The organism is Caldalkalibacillus uzonensis, from assembly GCF_030814135.1.
Taxonomy (GTDB): Bacteria; Bacillota; Bacilli; order Caldalkalibacillales; family Caldalkalibacillaceae; genus Caldalkalibacillus; species Caldalkalibacillus uzonensis.
The window spans coordinates 270,257-295,923 of sequence record NZ_JAUSUQ010000004.1 but is presented as its reverse complement, the minus strand read 5'-3'; the positions used below and the strand labels follow the sequence as shown (position 1 = coordinate 295,923).

Annotated in this window: 26 protein-coding genes; all 26 read left to right on the top strand. The window is 45.3% G+C overall.

The window, feature by feature from the left end; genetic code table 11:
• The first annotated feature begins 66 nt into the window (after window positions 1–66).
• Window positions 67–1,026: a carbohydrate ABC transporter permease gene (locus J2S00_RS07575; protein ID WP_307337611.1), complete on the top strand. Its 960-nt coding sequence runs from the start codon at window positions 67–69 to the stop codon at window positions 1,024–1,026.
• A 16-nt stretch (window positions 1,027–1,042) separates the two neighbouring features.
• Window positions 1,043–1,867, top strand: coding sequence for a carbohydrate ABC transporter permease (locus tag J2S00_RS07570; RefSeq protein WP_307337608.1), 825 nt, complete (start codon window positions 1,043–1,045; stop codon window positions 1,865–1,867).
• 249 nt (window positions 1,868–2,116) lie between these two features.
• Window positions 2,117–3,466: a cytosine permease gene (locus tag J2S00_RS07565; RefSeq protein ID WP_307337605.1), complete on the top strand. Its 1,350-nt coding sequence runs from the start codon at window positions 2,117–2,119 to the stop codon at window positions 3,464–3,466.
• Between the two features lie 44 nt (window positions 3,467–3,510).
• Window positions 3,511–4,053 carry a helix-turn-helix domain-containing protein gene (locus tag J2S00_RS07560; protein ID WP_307337602.1) on the top strand — a complete coding sequence of 181 codons (543 nt, stop codon included), beginning with the start codon at window positions 3,511–3,513 and terminating at the stop codon, window positions 4,051–4,053.
• A 47-nt stretch (window positions 4,054–4,100) separates the two neighbouring features.
• Window positions 4,101–6,143, top strand: a complete 2,043-nt coding sequence (locus J2S00_RS07555; protein WP_307337599.1) for a hydantoinase/oxoprolinase family protein — start codon at window positions 4,101–4,103, stop codon at window positions 6,141–6,143.
• A 5-nt stretch (window positions 6,144–6,148) separates the two neighbouring features.
• Window positions 6,149–7,903: a hydantoinase B/oxoprolinase family protein gene (locus J2S00_RS07550; protein ID WP_307337596.1), complete on the top strand. Its 1,755-nt coding sequence runs from the start codon at window positions 6,149–6,151 to the stop codon at window positions 7,901–7,903.
• Window positions 7,904–8,239: a cupin domain-containing protein gene (locus tag J2S00_RS07545; RefSeq protein ID WP_307337593.1), complete on the top strand. Its 336-nt coding sequence runs from the start codon at window positions 7,904–7,906 to the stop codon at window positions 8,237–8,239.
• A gap of 93 nt (window positions 8,240–8,332) precedes the next feature.
• Window positions 8,333–9,427 (top strand): M24 family metallopeptidase, encoded by a 1,095-nt coding sequence (locus tag J2S00_RS07540; RefSeq protein WP_307337590.1) that lies wholly within the window; start codon window positions 8,333–8,335, stop codon window positions 9,425–9,427.
• A 235-nt stretch (window positions 9,428–9,662) separates the two neighbouring features.
• Entirely contained in the window at window positions 9,663–10,007 is a 345-nt protein-coding gene (locus tag J2S00_RS07535) for an Rpn/YhgA-type helix-turn-helix domain-containing protein (protein WP_307337587.1), read from the top strand.
• 75 nt (window positions 10,008–10,082) lie between these two features.
• On the top strand, window positions 10,083–10,502 hold the full coding sequence (locus J2S00_RS07530) for a CoA-binding protein (protein WP_307337584.1): 420 nt from the start codon (window positions 10,083–10,085) through the stop codon (window positions 10,500–10,502).
• 355 nt (window positions 10,503–10,857) lie between these two features.
• A complete protein-coding gene (gene fabG / locus J2S00_RS07525; RefSeq protein WP_188623932.1) occupies window positions 10,858–11,616 on the top strand; it encodes a 3-oxoacyl-ACP reductase FabG in 759 nt (252 codons plus the stop codon).
• 49 nt (window positions 11,617–11,665) lie between these two features.
• A complete protein-coding gene (locus J2S00_RS07520; RefSeq protein WP_307337579.1) occupies window positions 11,666–12,940 on the top strand; it encodes a class-III pyridoxal-phosphate-dependent aminotransferase in 1,275 nt (424 codons plus the stop codon).
• A gap of 4 nt (window positions 12,941–12,944) precedes the next feature.
• Window positions 12,945–13,958 (top strand): phosphotransferase enzyme family protein, encoded by a 1,014-nt coding sequence (locus tag J2S00_RS07515; protein WP_188623930.1) that lies wholly within the window; start codon window positions 12,945–12,947, stop codon window positions 13,956–13,958.
• A gap of 85 nt (window positions 13,959–14,043) precedes the next feature.
• Window positions 14,044–15,438, top strand: coding sequence for an ethanolamine permease (eat, locus tag J2S00_RS07510; protein ID WP_307337575.1), 1,395 nt, complete (start codon window positions 14,044–14,046; stop codon window positions 15,436–15,438).
• A 19-nt stretch (window positions 15,439–15,457) separates the two neighbouring features.
• Entirely contained in the window at window positions 15,458–15,685 is a 228-nt protein-coding gene (locus J2S00_RS07505; protein WP_307337573.1) for a hypothetical protein, read from the top strand.
• Between the two features lie 29 nt (window positions 15,686–15,714).
• The gene (locus J2S00_RS07500; RefSeq protein ID WP_307337570.1) at window positions 15,715–15,975 is read left to right on the top strand and encodes a BMC domain-containing protein; all 261 of its coding nucleotides are present in this window, start codon (window positions 15,715–15,717) and stop codon (window positions 15,973–15,975) included.
• A 126-nt stretch (window positions 15,976–16,101) separates the two neighbouring features.
• Window positions 16,102–17,559, top strand: coding sequence for a PAS domain-containing sensor histidine kinase (locus tag J2S00_RS07495; RefSeq protein WP_307337568.1), 1,458 nt, complete (start codon window positions 16,102–16,104; stop codon window positions 17,557–17,559).
• Window positions 17,560–18,144 carry an ANTAR domain-containing response regulator gene (locus J2S00_RS07490; protein WP_188623926.1) on the top strand — a complete coding sequence of 195 codons (585 nt, stop codon included), beginning with the start codon at window positions 17,560–17,562 and terminating at the stop codon, window positions 18,142–18,144.
• Between the two features lie 39 nt (window positions 18,145–18,183).
• Window positions 18,184–18,525, top strand: a complete 342-nt coding sequence (eutS, locus tag J2S00_RS07485; protein ID WP_188623925.1) for an ethanolamine utilization microcompartment protein EutS — start codon at window positions 18,184–18,186, stop codon at window positions 18,523–18,525.
• An 18-nt stretch (window positions 18,526–18,543) separates the two neighbouring features.
• Entirely contained in the window at window positions 18,544–19,062 is a 519-nt protein-coding gene (locus J2S00_RS07480; protein ID WP_307337565.1) for a EutP/PduV family microcompartment system protein, read from the top strand.
• 113 nt (window positions 19,063–19,175) lie between these two features.
• The gene (locus J2S00_RS07475) at window positions 19,176–20,627 is read left to right on the top strand and encodes an ethanolamine ammonia-lyase reactivating factor EutA (protein ID WP_307337670.1); all 1,452 of its coding nucleotides are present in this window, start codon (window positions 19,176–19,178) and stop codon (window positions 20,625–20,627) included.
• A 28-nt stretch (window positions 20,628–20,655) separates the two neighbouring features.
• On the top strand, window positions 20,656–22,026 hold the full coding sequence (locus tag J2S00_RS07470; protein ID WP_307337563.1) for an ethanolamine ammonia-lyase subunit EutB: 1,371 nt from the start codon (window positions 20,656–20,658) through the stop codon (window positions 22,024–22,026).
• A gap of 4 nt (window positions 22,027–22,030) precedes the next feature.
• Entirely contained in the window at window positions 22,031–23,014 is a 984-nt protein-coding gene (eutC, locus tag J2S00_RS07465) for an ethanolamine ammonia-lyase subunit EutC (protein WP_307337561.1), read from the top strand.
• A 15-nt stretch (window positions 23,015–23,029) separates the two neighbouring features.
• Window positions 23,030–23,683, top strand: coding sequence for an ethanolamine utilization microcompartment protein EutL (eutL, locus tag J2S00_RS07460; protein WP_307337558.1), 654 nt, complete (start codon window positions 23,030–23,032; stop codon window positions 23,681–23,683).
• Between the two features lie 77 nt (window positions 23,684–23,760).
• Window positions 23,761–25,308 carry an acetaldehyde dehydrogenase (acetylating) gene (locus J2S00_RS07455; protein ID WP_307337555.1) on the top strand — a complete coding sequence of 516 codons (1,548 nt, stop codon included), beginning with the start codon at window positions 23,761–23,763 and terminating at the stop codon, window positions 25,306–25,308.
• A 52-nt stretch (window positions 25,309–25,360) separates the two neighbouring features.
• Window positions 25,361–25,651: a BMC domain-containing protein gene (locus tag J2S00_RS07450; RefSeq protein WP_188623919.1), complete on the top strand. Its 291-nt coding sequence runs from the start codon at window positions 25,361–25,363 to the stop codon at window positions 25,649–25,651.
• Window positions 25,652–25,667: the final 16 nt, after the last annotated feature.

The following is a 25,667-nucleotide window of genomic DNA, read 5'->3' as shown; positions in this document are numbered from 1 at the left end:
AATAATCTGGGGAGCACCTGTCCCGCTATGGGTGGGTGCTCTTCCCGCTCAAAGGAGGGAAACAGGATGGCTGATGTGAATCACGCGGCTAATAAAAAAGCAGGACTGGCCCAGCTGCAGAAGAATAGGCGCAAGTCTTTTTGGAAAGAGCAGACCAAGGGCTATCTGTTCTTTTTGCCGGCTGCAGTGATTTTGCTAATGTTTGTTTTTTACCCCATTATTTGGACGTTTCTGGTCAGCTTCAGGGAAGTGCGTCCCATGGAAATGCGTAATACAGGATTGTTTGAAATGCCGGGGCAGTTTGTAGGCCTGAACCAGTACATAGAAATTTTCCACAACCCCTTGTTTATTAAAGCGATGGTAAACACCCTTTATTTCGGCACTATTTATATTCCTCTCACCTTGGTCAGTGCTGCCCTGTTGGCTGTGCTTTTAAACCAGAAGCTGAAAGGGGTTAATTTTTTTCGCACGGTGATTTTCATCCCCTATATTATTTCGGTGGTCAGTGCCAGCTTAATCTTCCTGTTCCTGTTTAATGGAGACAGGGGATTAATCAATGCGGTGCTCTTGAAGTTTGACCTGACCGGTCCCAATTGGCTGGCGCACTCCCTATTGGCCATGCCGGTGATTGCCATTATGAGTGCCTGGAAAAAGGTGGGCTACTTTATGCTCATCTATTTGGCCGGTTTGCAAAACATTTCTCACAGCTTGTATGAGTCGGCCAAGATTGACGGAGCCAATGCCTTCCAGCGCTTTTGGTATATCACCTGGCCTTTGCTGGGGCGTATAACCCTGGTAGTCAGTGTTTTACTGATGATTGACACCCTTAATGTCTTTCAGGAAGTGTATGTTATGACAGGCGGCGGTCCGGGAGATTCAACCACGACAGTGCCTTTTCTGATTTTCAATGAAGCTTTTGTCTACTTCCGCATGGGTCCGGCATCGGCTATGTCTTATGTCCTGTTTGTGGTTGTCATCATCATTACGGTGTTGCAAAAACGGGCCGTTGATAAACGCTTAGGTTAAGGAGGTGTGGGCTGTGGTGATTAACAAGCTGCGTCAGTACGGCTTGGTCCTGTTTCTATGGTTCGTCAGTTTGATCTTCCTTGTCCCCCTGTATTGGCTGTTTGTATCCAGTGTGAAAAGTGATGCGGAAATTACCCGTTTTCCACCTACGTTTTGGCCAGAGAATTTTCACTGGTCGAACTTCGTCGAGGTATGGTCCCGCTTAAACTTCACCCAGACCTTTATGAATTCGATTATTGTGTCTACCTCCACCACTATATTGATTGTGATTTTCTCGACGATGGCCGCTTATGCCTTGTCCAAGAAGCGAATCATTGGGCGCAACATGATCCTGCTGGTGCTGGTGGGCACCATGACGGTTCCACCCACGGCACTTTTGTTGCCGCTGTATTTCATCATTACCAAAATGGGCATGTACGACACCCTGATCAGCTTGATTCTGCCGTTTGGTGTGACGGTGTTCGGTATTTTCTTTATGAAACAATATATGGATGATGTACCCGATGAATTGATTGAAGCGGCCCGGATGGACGGCTGTGGTGATGTTCGCATTTTCCTGCAAATTATTGTCCCTCTGGTTAAACCTGCTTTGGTGACGCTGGTTTTGATTGAGTTTGTTAACAACTGGAATTCCTTTACCATGCCCCTGGTGTTGCTGCAAAGTGAGTCCAAGTATACGTTGCCCCTGCGGTTAGGATTATTGGCCTCGGAAAATGTGGCCTTGCCCTGGTCACAAATTTTGGCGGCCAACTTGTTAACGATTATTCCGGTGGTTGTGTTGTTCCTCTTGCTGCAGAAACAGTTTATTAAAGGGATTATGGAAGGGGCTGTTAAAGGTTAAACCGTTGGTGAAGTTCGCCAGCGGTTTTTTCAGTTAGGATAATATACGTACAAGTCGGCATATGATGCTGCAGCTGATATCCACTCTTAAGTTTTTCTCTGCGAAAGTTGAGTTAAAATATTTACAAAAAATCAAACAAACATATTGTATTAGTGAAAAAATATGATATTATAAAAATAATTTAAGTAGTACTGCATTATAATTAGAATTATAAAAATTGTTAAAATGGTTTTGTGAGGAGGTTGAAATATGGAAGAAAAAAGTGCTTTTCAGGAGACGATGGCCAAAGATGCAGCTTTATCAGCCGTACCTGCATCAGATCGTCAGCACTGGCTGACACCTGCAGTTATTTTTGGAGGTTTGGAATTTACTATCCCAGTACTAATGACAGGTGCAATTTTAGCTGGAAGTTTTGGAATATCGACAATATTTTGGGTACTGCTTGTCGCGATGTTTGTTATTCAATGGGCTGGAAATACTGCTCAAGGTTATATAGGAGCTAAAACAGGACGTTCATCATCCGTAATAGCCCGTACTAGTTTTGGAGCATTACAGGCACGGTTTATCGTTGGATTAACAATTTTTATCGTTTCTTTGGGATGGTGGGCTGTTCAAACTGCTGTTGCCGGCAATGCAATTTCGGCCATGCTAGGTATTGATTATCATAATCAATGGTTCTCTTGGGCTGTTGTTACAATTGTCGTGGGGTTATTGTTTGCAATTCCATCAATTATTGGCTATGCATCTATGAAGTGGACTGATTATATTGCTGTTCCCGCAGGTTTATTGCTCATTGGAGCAGGCATATTTTATGCATTGACCAACACTGGCTGGGAAACTATACGGAACTGGTCACCCGAACCTTCCATGACATTTTTAGCTGCTGTGAGTTTAATTGTTGGAGTTAATGTTTCCCAATGGGTAATAGCTTCTGACTACACCAGGTATGCAAAACCAAAATTAAAGGATAATATCTTGATCCCATTAGGAATAATAGCTGTAGGTTTTCCGCTGTTTTATGTAGGTGCGATCATGTCTGTAGGTGTTGGTAGTGCTGATATAGTTGAGGTTATGCTCAATCTGGGATTCCCGGTTTGGGGTTTTCTAATCTTATGGTTTGCAACATGGACTAGTCAATTAGTCAATAATTATAGTATGGGATTAGCACTGTCGAGTATGTTAAATGTTAACTCTGGAAGGGGGCGTGCACTATTAACTTTTGTAGGAACATTAATTGCAATAGTGGTTGCCTTAGCAGGTATTTTGGATTATTTTATGGACTTTTTATATATGACAGCTTTAATCTATCCTGCTATTGCAGGGGTGATGTTCATAGATTTCTTTTTTATCAGAAAACAAAAATGGTCTGATATTAATGGTTGGAACTTCATGGCAACTATAGCTGTGATTGCTGGAACGATGGTTGGTTATTTTACCCAATATGTTCAATCCTTTGGCTTGCCGGCAGTTCAATCATTACTGACAGCTGGAATCGTTTATTACATTTGCATGAAAATTAAAGCTAGCGCAGCTCCGGATCAATTCACTCCTGAAGAGTGGATGAGTAGCAGTGGAAATAGCACAAAGAGAGCATTTTAACAAACGTTTGATTAAGCTACAAACCAAATGTAAGGAGAAAGGTTATGCAAGAAATCCACGAGAAAGTAAGAAGTTTAAGATTACAGCATGATCTAACACTTAAGGAGTTGAGTGAAAAAACAGGCTTATCGGTCAGTTTTCTTTCGCAAGTTGAGCGGGGCAGCACATCATTAGCCATTACCTCTCTCAAAAAAATTGCAGATGCCTTTAATGTTCCCATTACACATTTTTTTGAAAGTTTCACTAATGCCAACTTTAAAGTAGCTGCTGAAGAACAAAAGGCATTCAGAATTGAAGGCTCCAGCTCGGAGTATATTAGACTGGCTGGAGAATTTAGTGGAAGACAGCTTGAACCTTTACTTGTGACGCTGTCCCCTGGGCAAAAACAGGATAATGTGTTTAGCCATCCAGGTGAGGAATTTTACTTCGTACTTGATGGTGTTGTCATTTTTAATATTGATGGTAAGGAATACATCGTCAAAGCTGGTGAATCCATTCATTTTCCTTCAAACTTACCTCATTTTGTGCTCAATCCTGTAAATCAGTCTTCAAGCATGCTCTGTGTGTTGACACCGGTCATTTTCTAAAGTTGATCGGTAAATAAATCTATTTCTAGTTGGAAAGGTGGTTCATTATGCGAGTAGCAACCGATATTGGTGGTACCTTTACAGACCTTGTGTACGTCGATGAAAGTGGCAAAGTGGGTGTTGCCAAAAGTCATACGACACCGCCCAATTTTGAACAAGGTGTACTTGATGTGATTGAAAAAAGTCAAATACCTCCCCATGAAATTGAGACCTTTATACACGGGACAACGGTGATTATTAACGCTTTGACTGAGCGCAAGGGTGTGAAGACAGGGTTAATCACCACTAAAGGATTTCGGGATGTGCTTGAAATAGGACGCGGGAATCGTCCTGACTTGTTCAACGTGCGTTATGAAAAACCCAAGCCGTTTGTGCCAAGGTATCTTCGTCAAGAAGTGGAGGAGAGACTCAATTATAAAGGAGAAGTATTGGTTCCGTTAAATAGAGGGCAAGTGAAAGACATTATTGACTATTTCAAAAAGGAAGAGGTAGAAGCGATTGCTGTTTCATATTTGCATTCCTATGCCAATCCGGATCATGAACAGCAAACGGTAGAGATCATCAAGGAGCTGTGGCCGGAAGTAGCGGTAACCGCTTCCCATGAAGTGACAAAAGAGTGGAGAGAGTATGAACGTACCAGCACAACGGTATTAAATTCATATGTCAAGCCTATTGCCTCCTCTTATATTGACCGCCTTGAATCTAAACTTGCTGAACGAAAAACGGCAGGCAATAAATATATTATGCAGTCAAATGCCGGTACAACAACCTTTGAACAATCTAAACAAACGCCGATTAACATGGTTGAATCAGGGCCGGTAGCCGGTATATTTGGTGCGGCTATCTTAGGACAAATGATCGGGGAGAAAAATATTATTGCTTTTGATATAGGCGGAACGACAGCAAAATGTTCCCTGATCGATGGTGGAGAAGTCAAGGTTACAACCGATTATAAGATTGAAAAGACTGATCGTACGGCAGGTTATCCCATCAAGGTTCCAGTGGTAGACATTGTTGAAATAGGGAATGGTGGCGGTTCCATCGCTTGGATTGATGATGCCGGATCGCTTAAAGTAGGCCCTCAATCGTCAGGAGCGTTGCCAGGACCGGTCGCCTATGGCAGAGGAGGAACCAAACCCACGACAACAGACGCTAACCTGATCACAGGTCGCCTTTCTGCCAAGAACTTTGACAATGAAGTGAATCTGGATGCAGTCAAAAGAGCCATTGATGAACAAGTGGCACAACATTTTGGCATCTCTGTTGAAGAAGCGGCATTGGGGATTATCCGTATTGCAAACTCCAATATGCTTAACGCCCTTAAGTTAATCTCTGTAAGAAAAGGTTATGATCCCCGTGAATTTGCACTGGTTGCTTTCGGGGGCGGCGGGCCAATGCATGCAGCCATTCTGGCCAAAGAATTGGGTGTTAAAACAGTTATTGTACCTGTAGCTGCTTCAGTATTCTCTGCATGGGGCATGTTAATGACCGACCTGCGTCATGACTATATTAAGACCTATATCCGCCGCTTAAATGACATAAATCTTAAGGAGTTAAATGATGAGTTTTCAGCGTTGGAAAATCAAGCTGTCGAACAATATGCCACTGAGGGCATTGAAGCTAATAAAGTGGTTTTCTCACGCTTTGTTGATATGCGCTATTTGGGACAAGAACATACGGTGAAAGTACCGGTGCCAAACGGGGCTTTGGATGAAAATGCGATTAGCGAAGTGATTCAGCGTTTTCATCAACTCCATGAACAAAACTATACATTCAAACTGGATGGTGCACCAACTGAAATTGTGAATTTACACTTAACCGCTTTTGGCAAAGTCAAGAAACCTGAACTGGCTAGATTAGAAAATGTCGGTGGTTCACCTGATGCTGCATTAAAAGAAGTGCGGCCTGTGCTGTTTGAAGAGCATGGCTGGATTGATACAAATGTGTATGCACGTGAACACCTTTCCGCGGAAGTCACCATTGAGGGGCCTGCCATTGTGGAAGAAGCTTCTGCTTCAACGGTACTGTATCCGGGCCAAACTCTGACTGTTGATGTCTACGGTAATTTGATCATTAAGACGGGGGTGTAAACGAGATGACCAAGGTACAAAATGTAAAGGTTGATCCTTTCACACTGGATATTGTTAAAGATTCTCTCTCAGCCATCGGTGACGAAATGTTTCATACATTGGCCAGAACATCCATGAGCCCTATTATTTATGAAGTTTTGGACTTTGCCAGCGGCTTATTGGATTCAAAAGGACAGCTGCTGACACAGGGCAACGGTGTGACTGGATTTATTGGCATGTTAACTTTCATGGTAAAAGAAACATTGAAAAAATATAATGAGAATGGTGATTTAAAGCCAGGGGATGTGATCATTATTAATGATCCCTATGGAGGCGGTGGATCTCACTTATCTGATGTTGGACTCGTTTTACCAATCTTTTATAAGGGAGAACTGGTCGCATTCTCAGCCAATAAGGCCCACTGGACAGAGGTGGGAGGTAAGGACCCAGGTTCATGGACAACAGACTCCACCGAAATTTTTCAGGAAGGCTTACAATTTCCATGCGTCAAACTCTATGATGAGGGCAAGTTAAATCAGGCATTAGTAGATATGATCGCCGCCAATGTTCGTTTTCCTGATCTGTCTTTAGGGGATATGTGGGCTCAAGTAGCTGCACTCCGCACAGGTGAAAAGCGGTTTATAGAGCTGTGTGATAAATATGGCAAAGATGTTGTACTTTCTTCTATTGAGCACTTACTCAATCATGGGGAACAACTGGCTAGAAAACAGCTGGCTGAGCTTCCCAAAGGCACTTTTGAAGCAGTAGATTTCATTGATGACGATGGTATTGGTCATGGTCCTTTTAAGGTTCAGGTTAAGGTGACCATTACAGATGATGAATTTATTTGTGACTTTAGCGGAAGTCACCCCCAAGTGCTGGGACCTGTCAACTGTTCTTATACTGCATTGGTATCTGCGGTAAGGACCATTTTCTTGGCTGTGACTAATCCTTCCCAAGATGTGAATGACGGTGTGTTCAGACCACTTAAAGTGATCGCTGAACCAAAATCGATTTTTTCTGCTGAGCGTCCAGCAGCTGTATCCACTTATTGGGAAACGATGCTATACGGTTGTGACCTGATTTGGAAGGCCTTAGCGCCAGTTGTGCCCCATCGTCTCACAGCAGGACATCTCTTATCTGTCTGCGGTGTTGTACTATCTGGTATCCATCCGGATACACAAGAGCCATTCCTGATTGTTGAGCCATCTGTTGGTGGCTGGGGAGCCGGAGAAGGAAAGGATGGCGAATCCGGTCAATTCTGTATCGGTGACGGTGAAACATTTAATGTTCCGGTTGAAGTAGCTGAAACCCGTTACGGTGTGATGGTGGATGAATATGCTTTCCGCACAGACGGTGCAGGTGCTGGAGAATTTCGCGGCGGCTGCGGTGTGATTCGCTCCTATCGTGCGCTCACAGATGGACAGACCATCACAGCCACATTCGGACGCCATAAATATCTGCCATGGGGAGCAAACGGCGGAAAAGATGGTTCCCGCAATGAATTTGACATTGTTAAAGCAAATGGAGAAGTGGATGGCCCATTTGGAAAATATGCCCGCTATCCGCTCAATACCAATGATGTTGTGCGCTTAAAGACAGCCACAGGCGGAGGATACGGTAATCCCTATCTGCGTCCGGTGGAAAAAGTGGTGTTAGATGTTAAAAATGAATTCATCACCATTGATCAGGCAAAAGAAGACTATGGAGTGATCATTAATCCAGAAACATTAGAAGTTGAAGGTATCACCACTGAACGCCAAAAAGTGGAGGGCAGGTAATTGAAAATCATCTCAGTTAAAGACGTTCCGCCTGATCAAACTTCACCTGTGACCATGAAAAAGCTATTTACGGAAGAGGATACAGCAGGGGGCCGTATCACTTTTGGCGTGGTGACCATACCGCCTGGTGAGAGGGTCCCGGTGGAAGGACTCAGTATTCACGACCAGGATGAGTATGCCCTGGTCCTGAAAGGCTCAATACGCACGATGAGTGCTGGAAAAGAGGTGAGAGTCGCTCGTGGGCAGGCTACCTTCATTCCCGCCGGAGAAGCCCATTGGGCCTATAATGATGGGGATGAAGAGTGCGAAATTGTTTGGGCTTTGGTTAGAAGGTAGGCGGTAAGTTTATCATGTGGCCTTACCCTAGCTGAATTGGGTAAGGTTCATTTTTCATATCTAAGCAAAATTTATTGTAGGGAGTTGATCAACATGAATGTTTTCCTGACAAGGCTGGAGAAGGCCAAACAACTATTAGGAGAAACTCAGATTGACGCTTTGGTCGTGACCTCTTCCCCCAATGTTTATTATTTTAGCGGCACATGGCTAGATTCCCACGAACGGCTTCAAGCGATTGTCATTTCAAGAACAGAGCAACCGAAAATGATTGTCCATGAAATGTCTGAACAGGAAGTTTCACCTCCTTCACAAGTTGACACGATTTTTTGGAAAGATGGCGAACCAGCCATTGAAATCCTGGCCCAACATCTTCCTCATACCGGAACAATTGCGATAGATAATCAGTGGCCTTCAGGCAATTTGATTGAACTAATGGGGTTAAAAAGAGATGTTTCATTTGTTAAGAGCACCCAGCTGATTGGCCAACTGCGATTAAGAAAAGATGAGGTAGAGATCGAACTGCTCAGAAAATCAGGTCAAGTTGCCGATGAAGTGATGTCTGAAGTCATTCAGTTTATTAGGCCGGGACTAAAGGAAACAGAGGTCGTCGAGCAAATCAAATCCCTGTTTAAAGCTAAAGGTGTTGACAAACTATCTTTTAACCCCATTTTAGCTACAGGTAAAAATGGCGCCATTCCCCATCATCAATCAGATGATACAGTGATTCAGCGCGGAGATATGGTTGTGATTGATATGGGAGGAATAAAAGATTATTATTGCTCGGATATAACCAGGACGATTTGTGTCGGAGAGCCTGCTGCAGAGATGAGAACAGTATATCGGATTGTGCAACAAGCTCAGGAAGAAGCAGTACAAGCAATCAAGCCTGGCATTCCTATGCAAGAAATTGACCGCATTGCCCGGGAGATTATTACAAAAGCGGGATATGGCCCTTATTTTACACATCGGACAGGTCATGGACTGGGAATTGAAGTTCATGAGGAGCCCTTTCTTACGGCTAATAATGATCAACTACTAGAAGAGGGAATGGTTGTTAGTGTTGAGCCTGGTATTTATTTGACAGATCAATTTGGGGTGCGCATAGAAGATATTGTGGTTGTGACAGAAACAGGAGTAGAACGGTTAAACCATTACCCGCGTGAATTGCTCTGTGTAGATACAAACTAAACTTTAAATGATCATGAGATTGTAGAGGGGTGTACCAAAAAGTAGTTGGGGACACCCCAAAAAGCATGTTCATCAATGATGATCGAAAAGGAGACTGGATCACTCACATCAAAAAGTCGTCCACAGGCTATTAAAATATCGAACATACGTCTGATATAATGAGAAACTTGTGCTATAATATCAAAAAATTCAGTCGAGGAGTGACACTGATCAGTACCAGCCGACGCTAGCACATTTGCCTCAAAGATGGCATGTGAGAGAAGAAAACAGCTCATATACCGATCACGACCGCTTGTTTAAGCAACTGATCGAGACCTTCTTTGTGGACTTTATGAAAGCGATTCACGATATGCCAGAAGAAGAGGAGGTGAAAGTGATGGAGCTGATGAATTCATGGGAGAAAAAGGGAATGGAAAAAGGTCTGCAACAAGGTTTGCAGCGGGGCCGGACAGAAGCCCAGCTTGAGATTGCTAAGCGCTTGCTGAAGATGGGCATGAGTCTGGAAGATGTGGTTAAGGCTACAGGGGTGGAGCAGGAAGAGATTGAACAATTGGCCAAGCAAGAGGATGACAAAGTATAGGGTAGACTTAACTACCATATCCGAGTGGGAAAGAGTACAATGAAGATAATGATATAAAACAAAGGAGTGAGCAGATTGGCTTTTAAAAACCCCACTCGTGCTGAAATAAGAGACATCTTGAAAAGAAGCAAGCGAATCGCTGTTGTTGGGCTGTCAACCAATCCTGAAAAGACATCCTACATGGTGTCGGAAGCGATGCAAAAGGCTGGTTACGAAATTATCCCCGTCAATCCTCATGCCGATGAAATCCTGGGTGTAAAGGCTGTCCGTTCATTAACAGAGATTGAGGGCCACGTAGATATTGTTAATGTGTTCAGAAGAAGTGAATTTTTACCTGAGGTAGCCAGGGAAGCAGCTAAAATAAAACCGGATGTCTTTTGGGCCCAACTGGGTCTTGTCAGTGAAGAAGCTTATGAGATCTGTCAAGCCAATGGCATCACTTGCATTATGGACCGCTGTATCAAAGTGGAACATGCCTTGACGGCAAGAGATTAACAGGAGAGCGGGTCAACTGCAATAGATCCCTGACGAAGATGTCAAAAATGGCGAAGCGGCATGGTGAAACTGCGTGTGATCAAAATAATTTGAATATTGACAACTATAGCGTTTGGTGGTATAAAAGATAAAAAGAGGGTAGTCAACATTTGACGGATTTAAAAGTGAATAAATGAAACGTGGCAAAGGCGCCGACAATGATCTTGTCGTGCGCTTTTTTGCGTTTAATTAAAGGATATGGAGAAGACACAAATATACATAAGTCAACCATGTTCAACATAATTATTCTTTACAGGAGGGCAGACATGTTGTCGCTGGTCCATAAATTACACATTTTGGAAAGGCGGGTGTTGAAATGTTTCCTTCTTTTCAAGGGAAAACGGTGATCGTGACTGGGGGAAGTAAAGGGATTGGGAAAGGCATTTCCCGTGTGTTTGCCAAACATGGGGCCAATGTAGCCATTGTAGCCAGACATCTTTCTGTTGCCGGGGAATGTGCGTCGGAATTAAGAGATGACGGGGTTGAAGTGTATGCCTGCAAAGGGGATGTCACTGACCAAAAATCCATGGAATCCATTGCAAAAGCGGTTTATGAGAAATTTGGAAGCATTGATATTGTCTGTGCCAATGCGGGGATCTTCCCCTCTGTATCGTTAGAGCAAATGACAGGTGAGGATTGGGACCATGTCATGAATACAAATGCGAAAGGCACATTTATCACGGTGAAGGCGTGTCTTCCCTATTTAAAACAGGCAGAGTACGGCCGCATTGTAATCACCTCGTCAATTACGGGGCCTGTTACAGGTTACGCAGGATGGTCCCATTATGCTGCCAGTAAAGCGGCACAGTTAGGCTTTATGCGTACAGCTGCCCTCGAATGTGCCGAATATAACATTACGATAAATGCGGTGATGCCTGGCAACGTGTTGACTGAAGGGTTGGAAGGCATGGGAGAGGATTATTTGCAAGCGATGGCCGAAGCCATTCCTTTAAAGAAACTTGGCACCGTAGAAGATATTGCCTATGCTGTGCTTTTCCTTGCTTCAAAGGAAGCGGGTTATATTACAGGACAAACTATCATTGTGGATGGGGGGCAAATTTTACCTGAGGAATAATGGATCTCGCCTGAACATCAAGTTTACGGAGAAGTAAGGAGTAGATGATATGTTAAACAATACTAAGCAAAAAGTGCTTGAACAATCCATTGCATGGTGGAATCCCGGGAAAACACGCCAATGGCAGCAGGATGAAATCGATTTTGTCATGGGCAAACGCAAAGGTTATTACGTGTACGATATGAATGGCAAGAAATTGATGGATGTCCATTTGAATGGCGGCACATACAATCTCGGTCACCGCAATCCGGAAATAATTGCGACTTTAAAGGAAGCGTTGGAACAGTTTGATATTGGCAATCACCATTTTCCATCCATCGCCCGTGCCCAGCTCGCCGAAGACCTTGCCAAATGCACGCCCAAAAGCGTCAGATATTCCATTTTCTCCAGCGGAGGAGGTGAAGCGATCGATGTAGCCATCAAATGTGCAAGATATGCCACGAAACGAAAAAAAGTGATTTCCATTCAAAATGGTTATCATGGACACACGGGGCTCGCTGTTTCCATCGGTAACAAACGCTATTCACGCCCGTTTCTGAGTGAAGGCGACCCGGCCAAATTTGTCCAGGTTCCCTTTAATGATGTAGAAGCCATGAGAAGGGAGCTTGCTACAGAAGATGCTGCTTGTGTCGTGATTGAAACCATTCCGGCAACATATGGTTTCCCCCTGCCGGAGCCAGGCTATTTAGCTACCGTTAAAGAGATGTGTGAAGCCTACGGAACGTTATATATAGCCGATGAAGTGCAGACAGGGCTAATGCGGACCGGAAAATTATGGGGCATCGAGCATTATGGGGTGCAACCTGACATTTTGGTGACCGCCAAAGGGTTGAGCGGCGGCATTTACCCAATTGGTGCCACAGTCGTCAGCGAAAAAGCCGGCGGCTGGATGGAAGAGGATGGATTTGCTCATATCTCCACGTTTGGGGGCTCCGAGCTGGGCTGTATTGTGGCCATGAAAGTGCTGGAAATCTCTCAGCGCCAGGAAGTAGTCAAAAATGTTGAGTATGTGGCTCGTTATTTACGGTCAGGCCTTGAAACGATAAAACAAAAATACCCGGACTTCTTCATTGGTATCCGGCAACTGGGCGTTGTCATGGGCCTGGAATTTAATCACCCCGAAGGCGCCAAATATGTGATGCGTTCACTTTATAAAAATGGGGTATGGGCCATTTATTCGATGCTGGATCCGAGGGTGCTGCAATTTAAACCAGGATTGCTCTGCGACCAGGCATACTGTGACGATTTACTGACAAGGTGCGAACAGAGTATAAAAGAAGCGGCGCAAGCTATTAAGTATACTTTTATGGCGGAGAGGAGTTAATGGAATGAGCATTCCAAGTACAGAAAGTTGGGGAAAATCTGTACAAAAATTTAATAAAGTTGCCAACTGTGCCATTCTTTTATTCTTTACTGACGATCAACCGACCGTGAAGCTGTTAGATTATTCCGAGAATGCCACATATCTCGTCGAGAGCCGGATAACCGGCCAAAAAAACATCTTACGGGTGTGCCGCCCCGACTATCATAAAAAGTCTCAAATCGAAAGTGAACTTGCCTGGATGAGAGCAATTGATCAACAATCACCGATCGAAGTGCCTGTACCCGTTTCAGGAACGAACGGGGAATATGTTCAAAGCGTGAAACTTGAAAATGATCCTCGTGAGTATCATTGCACGATGTTTACCTTTCTGGAAGGCCAGGCTCCAGATGAAAATAATGAACAGGAACTCATTCATCAGTTTGAAATACTTGGGGAGATTACTGCTCATTTACACAATCACAGCCAAAATTGGCAAGAGGCTCAGACATTGGATCGCGAACCGTGGGATTATGAGACCATTCTTGGAGAAAATCCGAAGTGGGGAAGATGGCAGGATGGGGTTGCCATCACTCCGGAAAGAAAAAAACTATTCCAAGAAGTATCCGAGGTGATTAAACGTCGCCTAGAAAAATTCGGAAAAGGCCCGGACCGGTTTGGACTCATTCATGCCGATTTGCGGCTGGCCAATTTACTTGTTGAGGATAATAAAATTAAGGTAATTGATTTTGATGATTGCGGATTCGGCTGGTACCTTTTCGATCTAGGAGCCGCGCTCAGCTTCATCGAGCATAAACCTTATGTTCCTGAATTGGTGAAAGCGTGGGTGAAAGGATATCGCAAAGTGCGGCCTCTTTCTGAAGAGGAGGAACAAGAAATTCCAACCTTTATTATGTTGAGAAGGTTAATGCTGATTTCTTGGATCGGCAGCCGTGATAACGAAACAGCAAGAGAAATGGGAAGTGGATATACCGAAGCGACTGATGCATTGGCAAAAGATTATTTAGCAAAATTTAGGTAACTAACGAGATATTTTCTTAATTTTTCATTTACTCAATATTCGCGCCAAATGACAGTTAACAATTTATGAAAGAAGGAGATCAGATATGGAAGCAACCAAAAATCTTGAATTGAAGAAGACATTAAGACCATTTCATTTGTGGGTGATTGGAGTCGGAATTGTTATTTCGGGCAACTACTTTGGTTGGAACTTTGGTTTAGCTGAATCGGGCTATGTTGGTATGCTGATCGCCATTGCTTTTATGGCTATCATGTATGCGTTCATGTGTCTCGGTATTTCAGAGTTATCGACAGCCTTGCCTCATGCAGGCGGACCTTATTCATTTGCAAGGCGTGCAATGGGACCATTTGTTGGCTTTTTAACCGGCATAGGGGTTATTTTGGAATATTTCATAGCAGCTCCTATTATTGCGATTGGCATCGGTGCATACATTAACTTCTTGTTTCCAGTAATCAACTCTGTTGTAGCTGCAGCTGTTTTGTTTGTTTTCTTCATCGTTGTTCACATTATCGGGATTAAAGAATACGCCAGGCTGGAAACTATACTTGTTTTTGTCGCTTTAGCATTACTAGTCCTCATGTATTTTGTTGGTCTGCCGCAGATCAAAGTGGAAAATTTATTCGGTTTTGGAGAGAGTTCATTAATCCCTGGAGGAGTTCAGGGAATATGGGCTGCATTACCGTATGCGATGTGGCTATTTCTGGCTATTGAAATGCTGCCGTTGTTATCGGAAGAAACGCGCGATCCGAAAAAAGATATGCCTAAAGGCATTATATCGGGGATTATCACATTAATCATATTGTCCGTTTTGACGACGACAACAGCCATTGGATTAGGCGGCATTGAACAAATGAGTACGGCTGAGGACCCTCTGCCATTTGCAGTAGGAGCAACCTTCGGCAACAGTTACTGGTTAGCACAAATTCTCGCCTCCATTGGTTTAGTTGGATTAATTGCCAGTTTTTCAGGGGTCATATTAGCTTATTCGCGCCAGATTTTCGCGCTTTCTAGAGCAGGGTATCTTCCGGAATTTCTTTCCAAGTTGCATAGAACAAGGAGAACACCCTATATGGCGCTCATCCTTCCCGGCCTGATCGGGCTTATACTAGTTATATTGTTTAACCCAGATGATTTAATTCTTATCTCGACATTCGGTGCATTGGTGTCTTATATTTCGATGAATCTATCTGTTCTTATTTTAAGGAAAAAAGAACCGAATCTTGTACGTCCGTATAAAACACCACTATACCCTTTCGTACCAATCGTATCGTTAGTATTAGCGGTCATTGCCATATTTGCCAGCTTCTTTGCTAATCTAACCTTCTTCTTTGTGTGTGTTGCGACTTTTGCCGCTGCGACTGTTTATTACTTCGCTTGGGCAAGACACCATATTAATCCGAATGCCCCGGAAGAACAATTTAGCCAGATGGATGATAAACAAACAAGTGATGGCATGACAAGTCAAAGTGAATCTATGTGAAGTAGAAGGGGGTTGCATAATGGATCGGGCTTTGGTAAAGGAGATTACGAAACTAGTGATTTCCAAATTAGAGGAGACAGCAGCTATCCGTCCTCTTACTGCAGAGGAAATTAGGCATTGGAATGAGATTACTTGCTCGATGTCAGCAATAGAGAGCAGAAAGGGTTCCGTCAACAAGGAAACAGACGTCCGTCCTCTTACTGATCAGGAAATTAGACATTGGAATAAAATTACGGCTTCTATGTAGAGGTGAGGAAGTTGAGTAAAGCAATAGGGATGATCGAAACAAGAGGGATAGCTACTTCTATTGAAGCAGCCGATGCTATGCTCAAAACTGCCGATGTCCGCCTTGTCAATCAAAATAAAATGGACCCAGCTCTTATCACCACTTTTATAGAAGGAGATGTTAGCGCTGTACAGGCGGCGGTAGATGCGGGGAGAGAAGTAGCCGAGAGAGTCGGATCTCTGATTGCTTATAACGTCATTCCTCATGCAGATACTGAAATCAGTGGATTGTTAGTAAAAAAGATAAAATAATATGAATATTGACAACCGTGGCGTCGAAGTGATATAAAAGTACTAAGTCAATATGCATTCTTGGCAACGGCGCCAGCAACGATGGGAGTTGTGCGCCTTTTTTGTTTCGAAAAGGGGACATGAGCTATGGACGAATTGACCGCTGAATCAACCTATTGCAATAGTACTTTTATTAAGAAGATTTGTAACAAATATACAAGTTTGTCGGAAGAAGATATTGACTTGATTTGTGAACAGGCCAAGAACTTGCAACAAATGGCTGATTTGGCCCAGGCCAATATATTTATCGATTGTCCGCTCAAAGATCAGCAACATGCCATAGTCGTTGCTGAAGCTGCCCCAACGACTGCACCCTCATTGTATACTCAGTCCGTGGTGGGGAAGATTGCTTACAAGTCCTATGAACCTGCTGTTGTCCTGACCCATCAGCGGGGAAAACCGGTTTTTCGCAAACGAGCGATTTCCCAAGAGGGGAAGCTGGTCAAGCAGAGTGTTGTACCGATTAAAAATAAACACGGCCGAACAATCGGATCCCTGATCATGGAACAAGACATTAGTGAACAGGCGACAAATGAGAAGCGATTAAAAGCCCTTTCAAAAACAACAACTCAATTAAGCCAAACCCTGATAAGTCTGACAGGACCCAATTCCCTGCTGACCAACATGATTCAGGAAGCTTTGTTTCTGATCGATGTTGAAGGTAGAGTGGTCTATGTCAACTCACTCGGACTGCACATGGCCGAAGAGATGGCCGACAGGGGAGACATTGTGGGCAGCGATTTCCATCTGCTCTTTCCCTGGCTGGATGTTTTAATGAACCACAAGGATGAAGTGTTGTTTGAAGAAATGAAGTACAAGAATAAAGTGTTTGAGGTTAAATGCATTAAAACAAGGGATCATGCTAAGCAATTAACCGGCCGTTTAATTTTGATCCGGGATATCACTGAATTGAGGGAAAAAGAAAGACAACTCATTGTGAAATCGGCTGTCATCAAAGAGATTCACCACCGGGTGAAAAACAGTCTGCAAACAGTGGCAAGTCTCATCCGTCTTCAAATGAAAAGAGGCGTACCAAAGGACAGTTTACCTTATTTTCAAGAGATGATTGACCGCATTCTCAGTATCGCCACCGTTCATGAAGTGTTGTCAGACACCACCTCCGATGAAGCGGAATGTCTGACATTACTTGAAACGATAGGCCGCACCTTGGTTCAGAACCGAAATCATGAGGAAAGCCATCTTTCCATATCTATTAATGGAGACAAAGTTGTTCTCCAGTCCAACCGGGCCATTTCTTTGGCGCTGATTGTTCATGAATTAATTCAAAACAGTATTAAGCATGCTTTTCCTCATCAGGTTAGAGGGGAGATTGGCGTCCATGTGAAAAAAGAAGAGCATGATGTTTTGACGGTGACCGTCCAAGATAATGGGATCGGTTATGAGGAGGGGCAACCTGAATCATTAGGGATGGAAATTGTCCACATGCTTGTCCATTATGATCTCTGCGGTCAGTATCACATCAAGAAAACCACCGAAGGGACAACTGCGGTTGTCCAAGTCCCGTTAAAAGGGGATGAAGGTTAGATGGCAACGAGAATTTTAATCGTGGAAGACCAGGCGATTGTACGCATGGACTTAAAAGAGATACTGGAAGAGGCGGGATTTGAAGTTGTAGGAGAGGCGAGTGATGGTGAACAGGGGATTGAACTGGCTCACCGCTTAAAGCCTGATTTGGTCATTATGGATATTAAAATGCCTCGCTTAAATGGATTAAAAGCGAGCCAAATCATTACCCGTTCCATCAACTTGCCTATTCTGATCTTAACGGCTTATAGCCAAAGGGAATTTGTTGAAAAAGCCAAACAAAGTCATGTATTGGGTTATCTGATAAAGCCCATTTCAGAGAAGACGCTGATTCCTGCTGTTGAAATTGCTCTGGCCCAAGTGAACCGGATGAGAAAGGTTGCCCAAGAGGTTGATGAAACAAAGCAGCAGCTGGAGAACCGCAAGCTGATTGAAAGGGCAAAGGGGCTGCTCATGGAACACAAACAGATCTCTGAGAGCAAGGCTTATGCCTTATTAAGGCAAACCAGCATGAAAAAGCGGATTTCGATGGTACGTCTGGCTAAGCATATCCTGAGCAAATATGGTGAAAAGTCCATCACATGAAGAAGAGATGGGATACTTGAGACACCAGGGAGGACACTGATGGCAGAAGAAAAGAAAAGGTTTATACAAGAATTTGTTCCCGGAAAACAGGTGACTTTAAGCCATTTGATTGCCAATCCCGATCCGGATATGTTTGCAAAATTGGGGTTGGCTGAAGAGGGGGCCATTGGTATTTTGACCTTGACGCCAAGTGAAACGGTGATCATCGCCGGAGATTTGGCCACCAAAAAAGCCAATGTTTCGGTCGGCTTTCTGGACCGGTTCACAGGTAGTTTGGTCTTGGTGGGCAGCGTGGCCGAAGTAGAGACCGCTTTGCAGCAGATTAATGAATTTTTAGGCCAGCAGTTAGGTTATACACCCGCCCCAATCACCAAATCATAAGTGCTTGGAGGGGATGACATGCCACGCAAGCGGGCCATGATGATTGGCGCAGTCGGATCAGGTAAGTCAACGCTGACCAATGCCTTGCTAGAACGCCAGGAGGATGCGGTCAAGACCCAAGCGTTGCATTATCAGGACTGGATTGTGGATACACCCGGTGAGTATACTGAGAATCCCATGTTTTACAAAACGATTATGGTTACCATGCTGGAAGTCACTCATGTGCTGTTTTTACAAGATGCAACCAATCCGAAGACCATCTTTCCCCCGGGTTTTTCTTCAGGCATTTCCAAACTGGCCATAGGCGTTGTGACCAAAATTGATGCGCCAAATGCCAACATTGAACGTGCGGTCAACCAGCTTAAACAGGCCTTAATCCGCGGCCCGATCATCTTAACTTCAGTCAAGACCAATGTGGGCATTGACCAGTTGCGTGATCTGATTCGCTGTGAGACTTACGCCGACATGAAGGCCTATGTGCAGTCAAGTGAATACGAGGGGCTGTACTTCCACGACCAGCTTTACAAGGCGGAATAAAAGTATTAAAATGAACTCAACAAAAATTCATATTACTTTGGCAACGACGCCTTGAATAACCAGGTGACCTGGTTGTTTAAGGCGTTTTTTGTTCTAAAGGAGAGTGAAGCGTGATGGAAGAACGCTTTACGGATGAGGAAGTACTGCTCAGCGCAGGGATCGATATTGGCACGAGCACAACCAAAATCGTTATCAGCCGTTTGAAACCGACCAACACAGCTGGCACCAGCCATGTTCCCAGGATTGAAATTGTCGATAAATCCATTCTCTATAAAAGTCCCATTTATCGGACACCGTTACGGTCAAAAACGATCATTGATATGGAGGCGGTGCTCGATATTCTGCAGCAAGAATATGGCCGGGCCGGCATCAAACCTGAAGAGATCAAGACTGGTGCTGTGATTATCACTGGTGAAACAGCGACGAAACGTAACGCCCAAGAAATGCTTCACCTCCTGTCTGAAAAAGCTGGCCAATTTGTGGTGGCCACCGCGGGCCCCGATTTGGAAGGGATCCTCGCGGCCAAAGGGTCTGGTGCCTACCAGTATGCGCAATCAACAGGAAAAGTGGTCGCCAATATCGATATAGGGGGAGGAACGGCCAATATCGCCGTCTATAGGGGCAAGCAATTCCAGGGCACGTGCACATTGCATATTGGGGGACGCTTAATTGAATTTGAGAGTGATAAGATTACGCACATTTCCGCCCCTGTGCAAGAGATGATTGATCGCAACAAGTGGACATTAGCTGTCGGTCAAACGTTCAGCAAGGCAGCTATACGGCGGGTAGCCAGGGAGATGGTCTCTACTCTAGTTAGTATCTTGCAGGGGAGAGTTGAGGACAAGGACCGGATTCTCTTATTGGGCCACCCTCCCGACTGGCAGGTGGACATTGAAGCAATTATGTTTTCCGGTGGCGTGAGTGAATGCCTCTATCGCTTAGAGGAAGATGGACCGGGGGCAACACCCATCCCATACCAGGATATGGGAGCCACTTTAGCCGAGGAGATAAAGGCTAGCGAGTCGCTCAAACAGTGGGAATGGATCCCGCCACAGGAAACGGTGAGAGCTACGGTGCTGGGGGCTGGGATAGAGACCACAGAGATTAGCGGGTCAACGATACAAGTGGATGATTCCCGTCTGCCCCTGAAAAATATCCCGGTCTTTCATGTGGATCTGGCCTACAATCTGCAGGAAGGGGAGGTCAAGATCAGGCAGGCGGTAGAAAGGGCCATTCAGATTTATGACTCTAACCTGGAAGGGCAGAATTTCGCCCTCTATCTTACCCAGCTGCCTGTTTTAACATACAGCCAAGTCCAACAGCTGGCCCAATGGATTGTGAAAGCTTACCAACTGCAGCCCAATCAGCATGAGCCCATGATCGTCATTGTGGACGGAGATTTTGCCAAAGTGGTCGGTCAAACCATGAAAATGATCCACAATAAACGGGATGTGGTATGTATTGATCAAATTAGGGTGGAACACGGGGATTATGTGGATATTGGCCGCAAGTTAAGGTCCGATGTTGTGCCGGTTGTTGTGAAAACCTTGGCTTTCCAAGCTTAACAAGTGTATGAAGAAGAGGGGGTGCCACATGAAGTTAAAAACACAATTGCTGGGTCAAATTTATCAATTTAAAGATATCAAAGATGTTTTTGCCAAAGCGAATGAAGAGAAATCGGGGGACCGCTTGGCGGGAATCGCCGCAGAAACGGTACAAGAGCGGATCGCAGCCAAACAGGTGTTAAGTGTGATGACTTTGGAAGAGATTCGCAATCATCCGCTGATTCCACCCGAGGAAGATGAAGTGTCCAGAATCATTGATGAGTCCATTGATGAAAACATTTACCGGGAGATTAAAGGCTGGACGGTGGCTGATTTAAGAGAATATATTCTTGACGAACAGAACCAGAGCAGTGACTTGCTGCGCATCAGCAAAGGCTTGTCCAGCGAAATGATTGCCGCAGTGACCAAGCTGATGTCTAACCTGGATCTGGTGTATGCAGCAAATAAGATTGAAGTGGTCAGTGAGTGTAATATTACCATTGGACAAAAAGGGCGGCTGGCTTCCCGTCTGCAGCCGAACCATCCGACAGACAGTGTTGACGGCATACTGGCCTCATTACAGGAGGGGCTGTCATATGGTGTCGGCGATGCTGTTGTCGGTATCAATCCTGTTGATGATTCTGTGGAAAGTGTGAAACGGATTCTGCATGCCACGCATGAGTTTTTGACAGCCTGGGAGATTCCGGCCCAGAACTGTGTGCTGGCCCATGTCACCACGCAGATGAAAGCGATTGAGCAAGGAGCACCGGCCGATATGATCTTCCAAAGTATTGCCGGGACAGAAAAAGCCAATCTCTCCTTTGGGATTTCCGCTGCCTTGTTAGATGAGGCCCAGGACATGATTCAGAGGATGGGCACCAGTACAGGACCGCAACGCCTGTACTTTGAGACAGGGCAAGGATCTGAGTTATCGGCAGAAGCTCATCATGGCGTGGACCAGATGACGCTGGAGTCACGCAATTATGGATTTGCCAGACGCTATCAGCCGTTTATTATCAATACAGTGGTTGGCTTTATTGGTCCGGAGTATCTGTACGATGCCAAACAGGTGATTCGGGCGGGACTGGAAGATCATTTTATGGGTAAAATGCACGGCCTTTCCATGGGAGTGGATGTGTGTTACACCAACCATATTAAGGCCGATCAGAACGATATCGAAAATTTGGGTGTTCTGCTTGCCGCAGCCGGTGTCAATTTCGTCATTGCTACGCCGATGGGGGATGACTGTATGTTGAACTATCAGTCTCTCAGTTACCATGACATTGCTGCCTTAAGAGAAACGTTGAACCGCCGGCCGGCCCCACAATTTGAAGCATGGCTGGAAAAAATGGGCATTATGGAGGATGGCCGACTAACTCCAAAAGCGGGAGATCCGACAATCTTTGCCAAAAGGAGGTGAGCTCATGGACCGGGAGACCGTCACAGCCATCACCCGGTTGGTGCTGAAGAAGTTGGAAGAAATGCAGGCAACAGAAAAGAATAGCGATACATCGCCAACAGTTTCAACACAAAGCAGTCAAATGGTAAAAATATGGGATCACTTAACGGAAAAGCCCCGCGTCATCACACATGGGGCGGTTCACAAGCAAGATGATCAACTCTCCTTCAATTCATCCATCTCCGGCCAGGATGAGCTTTTAAAGGAACCGGAAACAAGGGCAGGGGTTGATCAGCCCCTATATCCTGAAGCTTTGTCCTCAATCAGGTCATCCACCCCGGCCAGAATAGGCATTGGCAGAGCCGGTCCCAGGCCAAAAACGGAGGCTTGGCTGCGGTTCAGACTGGATCACGCTGCAGCCGTCGACGCCGTGCACGGGGAAGTCATCCCTGATCTGTTGGAAAAACACGCTCTTTTTACGGTCCAAACGCTAGTTAAAAACAAAGATGAGTTTATCCGCCGTCCGGATTTAGGCCGCAAGCTAAGTGAGGAGGCCAAAGCAACGATCAGGGAGAGATGCATGTTTCAGCCTCAAGTGCAAGTGATTGTTTCGGATGGTCTTAGTGCAGAGGCCATTTTGCAAAACTTTGAGGACACATACCTTTCCTTGTTGCAATCTCTCCAGCAACTAGGTTTAAAGACAGGGACTCCCTTTTATATTGAAAGAGGACGGGTCGCTGTTATGGATGACGTAGGAGAATTGTTGCAGCCCGAAGTTGTTGTTCTGTTGATCGGTGAGCGGCCAGGATTGGTCAGTGCCGAATCCCTCAGTGCTTATCTGTGTTACCGGCCGAGAAAGGGGACGGTAGAGGCAGACCGCATGGTGATTTCCAATATTCATCGCGGAGGCATACCCCCGGTGGAAGCTGGTGCCTATCTCGGCAATGTGGTTCAAAAAATTCTTAAATATAAAGCGAGCGGTGTGTCGTTAGTCAAGAAAGAGAAATAGAAAGGAGGGAAGGCAGTGCCTCTTCGACCAGTGAAAGCCGAGGTGCTTGCTGTACGGGTGATTCCAAATGTTGACCAACACCTCATCAAACAACTGAACTTAAAACCTGAGCAGCGCAGCCTGGGGCTGATGACAACCACCATAGATGATGTAGGTTATACGGCGGTAGATGAAGCAACGAAAAGGGCTGAAGTGGAGGTTGTGTATGCCCGGTCATTTTACGCCGGTGCAGCCCATGCCTCAGGACCGTTATCCGGTGAATTTATCGGCATCTTGGCCGGTCCTACACCGGATGAAGTGATCAGTGGGCTTGAGGCGGCAAGACATACGATCGAAAATGAGGCCTATTTTGAAGCACTTGATTCTGAAGGTGCTCACACCTTATATGCCCATGTAATTGCCAGAACAGGAAGTTATCTGTCTAAACTGGCAGGCATCGCTGAGGGGGAACCGTTGGCTTACTTAATTGCGCCTCCTTTGGAAGCTATATATGGATTGGATGCAGCGTTAAAAGCAGCCGATGTCGAGCTGGTGACGTTTTTTGGTCCGCCTTCGGAAACCAACTTTGGCGGGGGGCTGTTAACCGGATCCCAATCGGCTTGCCGGGCGGCGGCCGATGCGTTTAGAGCAACCGTGGCAGAAATCGCACGTGCGCCTGTAGCGTATTAAGAACGCTCTTTTAAAGGGTTTATTTGGTACTCATCACTCACGGTTGTACATATTGGATAAAGGAGGTCAGACGGCAGATGACAGCGATCATCGAATGGGATAAGGATTTGCGGTCTGTGCAAGAGATGCGTTTGGCGGTTGCTAAAGCGAAAGAAGCACAGCACATATTCGCTGGTTTCTCACAACAGCAAGTGGACCGCATTGTCAAAGCCATGGCCGACGCTGCTTTTGAACAGGCCAGTAAGTTGGCCCACATGGCCGTTGAAGAAACAGGGTTGGGTGTCTATGAACATAAAGTGATCAAAAACCAGGTGGCAGCCAGAGATGTGTATGAATCGATCAGGGATGTTAAAACAGTGGGCATTGTCAACGAAAATCGTGAGGAGCAAATCGTCGAAGTTGCTTCACCATTTGGGGTGATTGCCGGTATCGTTCCCACAACCAATCCCACTTCAACAGCCATCTTTAAAAGTTTAATTGCGGTAAAGGCCCGCAATGCCATTGTGTTCAGCCCTCATCCGGCTGCAGCCAAGTGTACGGTAGAAGCGGCCAGAGTCTGTATGCAGGCGGCCAGGGAGGCAGGAGCACCGGATGGTTTGATTGGCTGGATTACAGAGCCGACAATGGAAGCGACAGAGGGACTCATGAAACACCCCGATGTCCACCTCATTTTAGCCACAGGGGGGAGTGGACTGGTCAAAGCAGCCTACAGTTCAGGTAAACCGGCTTATGGTGTCGGTCCTGGCAATGCACCAGTCTATATTGAGCGTTCGGCTGATATTAGCCAATCCGTAAAAAGGATAGTTGACAGCAAAACATTTGATAACGGCACCATTTGTGCCTCGGAGCAGGCTGTGATTGTTGATCAGCAGGTGCGGCACCTGGTGGTTCACCAGTTCAAAAATAACGGAGCTTATTTTCTGAATGAGGCAGAGAAGAAAAAAGTGGAGGCCGTGATGACTCTGGCTCCCGGCAAACTGAATCCCAAAATTGTGGGCAAGAGTGCCACCGTCATTGCTCAGATGGCAGGGATCACCGTGCCTGAAAAGACTCGGCTTTTAATCGCAGAGGAAACAGAAGTTGGCAAACATATCCCTTTTTCTATAGAAAAGTTGTCACCGCTATTTGCCTTTTATACGGTCAGGGATTGGCAAGAAGCCGTTGATCTGTGTAAGCAGCTACTTGCCTTGGGAGGCCGGGGACATACGTTAGCCATTCATACCCGGGATGATGGTGTGGCCCGCCGGTTTGCAGAAGAAATCCCGGTTTCACGGATTGTGGTTAATACACCAGCTGCACTGGGGGCAGTTGGGGCCACCACACATCTGAAACCATCGTACACCCTGGGGTGTGGCACATTTGGAGGCAATATCACTTCAGATAATATTACCGTTCATCATTTAATAAATCTTAAACGGATGGCTTATGGCATTCGCGATATTGATATTCCCCGGCCCGGAACAGATTCATTACCAGAGAGAAGGGGGGAGAAGGGAGGGCATAACAAAGCTGTTGAAGTTCAACAAGTGGTAGAAAAGGTGCTGGTTGAAGAGGGGAAGGTTGGTCGTGTGGATAAGGAGATGGTGACTCAGCTGGTGCAGGAAGTGCTGGCTAAGTTAGGATGATCAACTTTTTCAAACAATCAATATAACAAAACTCATTTAGGAGGTATGAAATATGTCCAGAGAATATACAGCTTTAGGGATGATTGAAACCAAAGGATTAGTGGCCTCGATTGAGGCGGCCGATGCCATGGTTAAGGCGGCTAATGTTCATCTGATTGGCAAAGTGCATGTTGGAGGCGGGTTGGTGACAGTGATGGTACGCGGTGATGTAGGGGCGGTTAAAGCCGCAACCGAAGCCGGAGCTGAAGCCGCCCGGCGTGTTGGAGAATTATTGTCTGTACACGTCATTCCCCGCCCGCATAACGAGTTGGAAAGCATCTTGCCTAAAGTCTCGGCAGAATAATAGGGGGTTAAGAAAG

Coding starts and splice junctions, on each gene's coding strand:
- J2S00_RS07480 (WP_307337565.1), top strand. CDS start 18,544: ATGCCACGCAAGCGGGCCATGATGATTGGCGCAGTCGGATCAGGTAAG.
- J2S00_RS07450 (WP_188623919.1), top strand. CDS start 25,361: ATGTCCAGAGAATATACAGCTTTAGGGATGATTGAAACCAAAGGATTA.
- J2S00_RS07505 (WP_307337573.1), top strand. CDS start 15,458: ATGGATCGGGCTTTGGTAAAGGAGATTACGAAACTAGTGATTTCCAAA.
- J2S00_RS07500 (WP_307337570.1), top strand. CDS start 15,715: ATGATCGAAACAAGAGGGATAGCTACTTCTATTGAAGCAGCCGATGCT.
- fabG (WP_188623932.1), top strand. CDS start 10,858: ATGTTTCCTTCTTTTCAAGGGAAAACGGTGATCGTGACTGGGGGAAGT.
- J2S00_RS07555 (WP_307337599.1), top strand. CDS start 4,101: ATGCGAGTAGCAACCGATATTGGTGGTACCTTTACAGACCTTGTGTAC.
- J2S00_RS07540 (WP_307337590.1), top strand. CDS start 8,333: ATGAATGTTTTCCTGACAAGGCTGGAGAAGGCCAAACAACTATTAGGA.
- J2S00_RS07455 (WP_307337555.1), top strand. CDS start 23,761: ATGACAGCGATCATCGAATGGGATAAGGATTTGCGGTCTGTGCAAGAG.
- J2S00_RS07550 (WP_307337596.1), top strand. CDS start 6,149: ATGACCAAGGTACAAAATGTAAAGGTTGATCCTTTCACACTGGATATT.
- J2S00_RS07520 (WP_307337579.1), top strand. CDS start 11,666: ATGTTAAACAATACTAAGCAAAAAGTGCTTGAACAATCCATTGCATGG.
- J2S00_RS07565 (WP_307337605.1), top strand. CDS start 2,117: ATGGAAGAAAAAAGTGCTTTTCAGGAGACGATGGCCAAAGATGCAGCT.
- J2S00_RS07470 (WP_307337563.1), top strand. CDS start 20,656: ATGAAGTTAAAAACACAATTGCTGGGTCAAATTTATCAATTTAAAGAT.
- J2S00_RS07575 (WP_307337611.1), top strand. CDS start 67: ATGGCTGATGTGAATCACGCGGCTAATAAAAAAGCAGGACTGGCCCAG.
- eutS (WP_188623925.1), top strand. CDS start 18,184: ATGGCAGAAGAAAAGAAAAGGTTTATACAAGAATTTGTTCCCGGAAAA.
- J2S00_RS07475 (WP_307337670.1), top strand. CDS start 19,176: ATGGAAGAACGCTTTACGGATGAGGAAGTACTGCTCAGCGCAGGGATC.
- J2S00_RS07560 (WP_307337602.1), top strand. CDS start 3,511: ATGCAAGAAATCCACGAGAAAGTAAGAAGTTTAAGATTACAGCATGAT.
- J2S00_RS07495 (WP_307337568.1), top strand. CDS start 16,102: ATGGACGAATTGACCGCTGAATCAACCTATTGCAATAGTACTTTTATT.
- eat (WP_307337575.1), top strand. CDS start 14,044: ATGGAAGCAACCAAAAATCTTGAATTGAAGAAGACATTAAGACCATTT.
- J2S00_RS07490 (WP_188623926.1), top strand. CDS start 17,560: ATGGCAACGAGAATTTTAATCGTGGAAGACCAGGCGATTGTACGCATG.
- J2S00_RS07515 (WP_188623930.1), top strand. CDS start 12,945: ATGAGCATTCCAAGTACAGAAAGTTGGGGAAAATCTGTACAAAAATTT.
- eutC (WP_307337561.1), top strand. CDS start 22,031: ATGGACCGGGAGACCGTCACAGCCATCACCCGGTTGGTGCTGAAGAAG.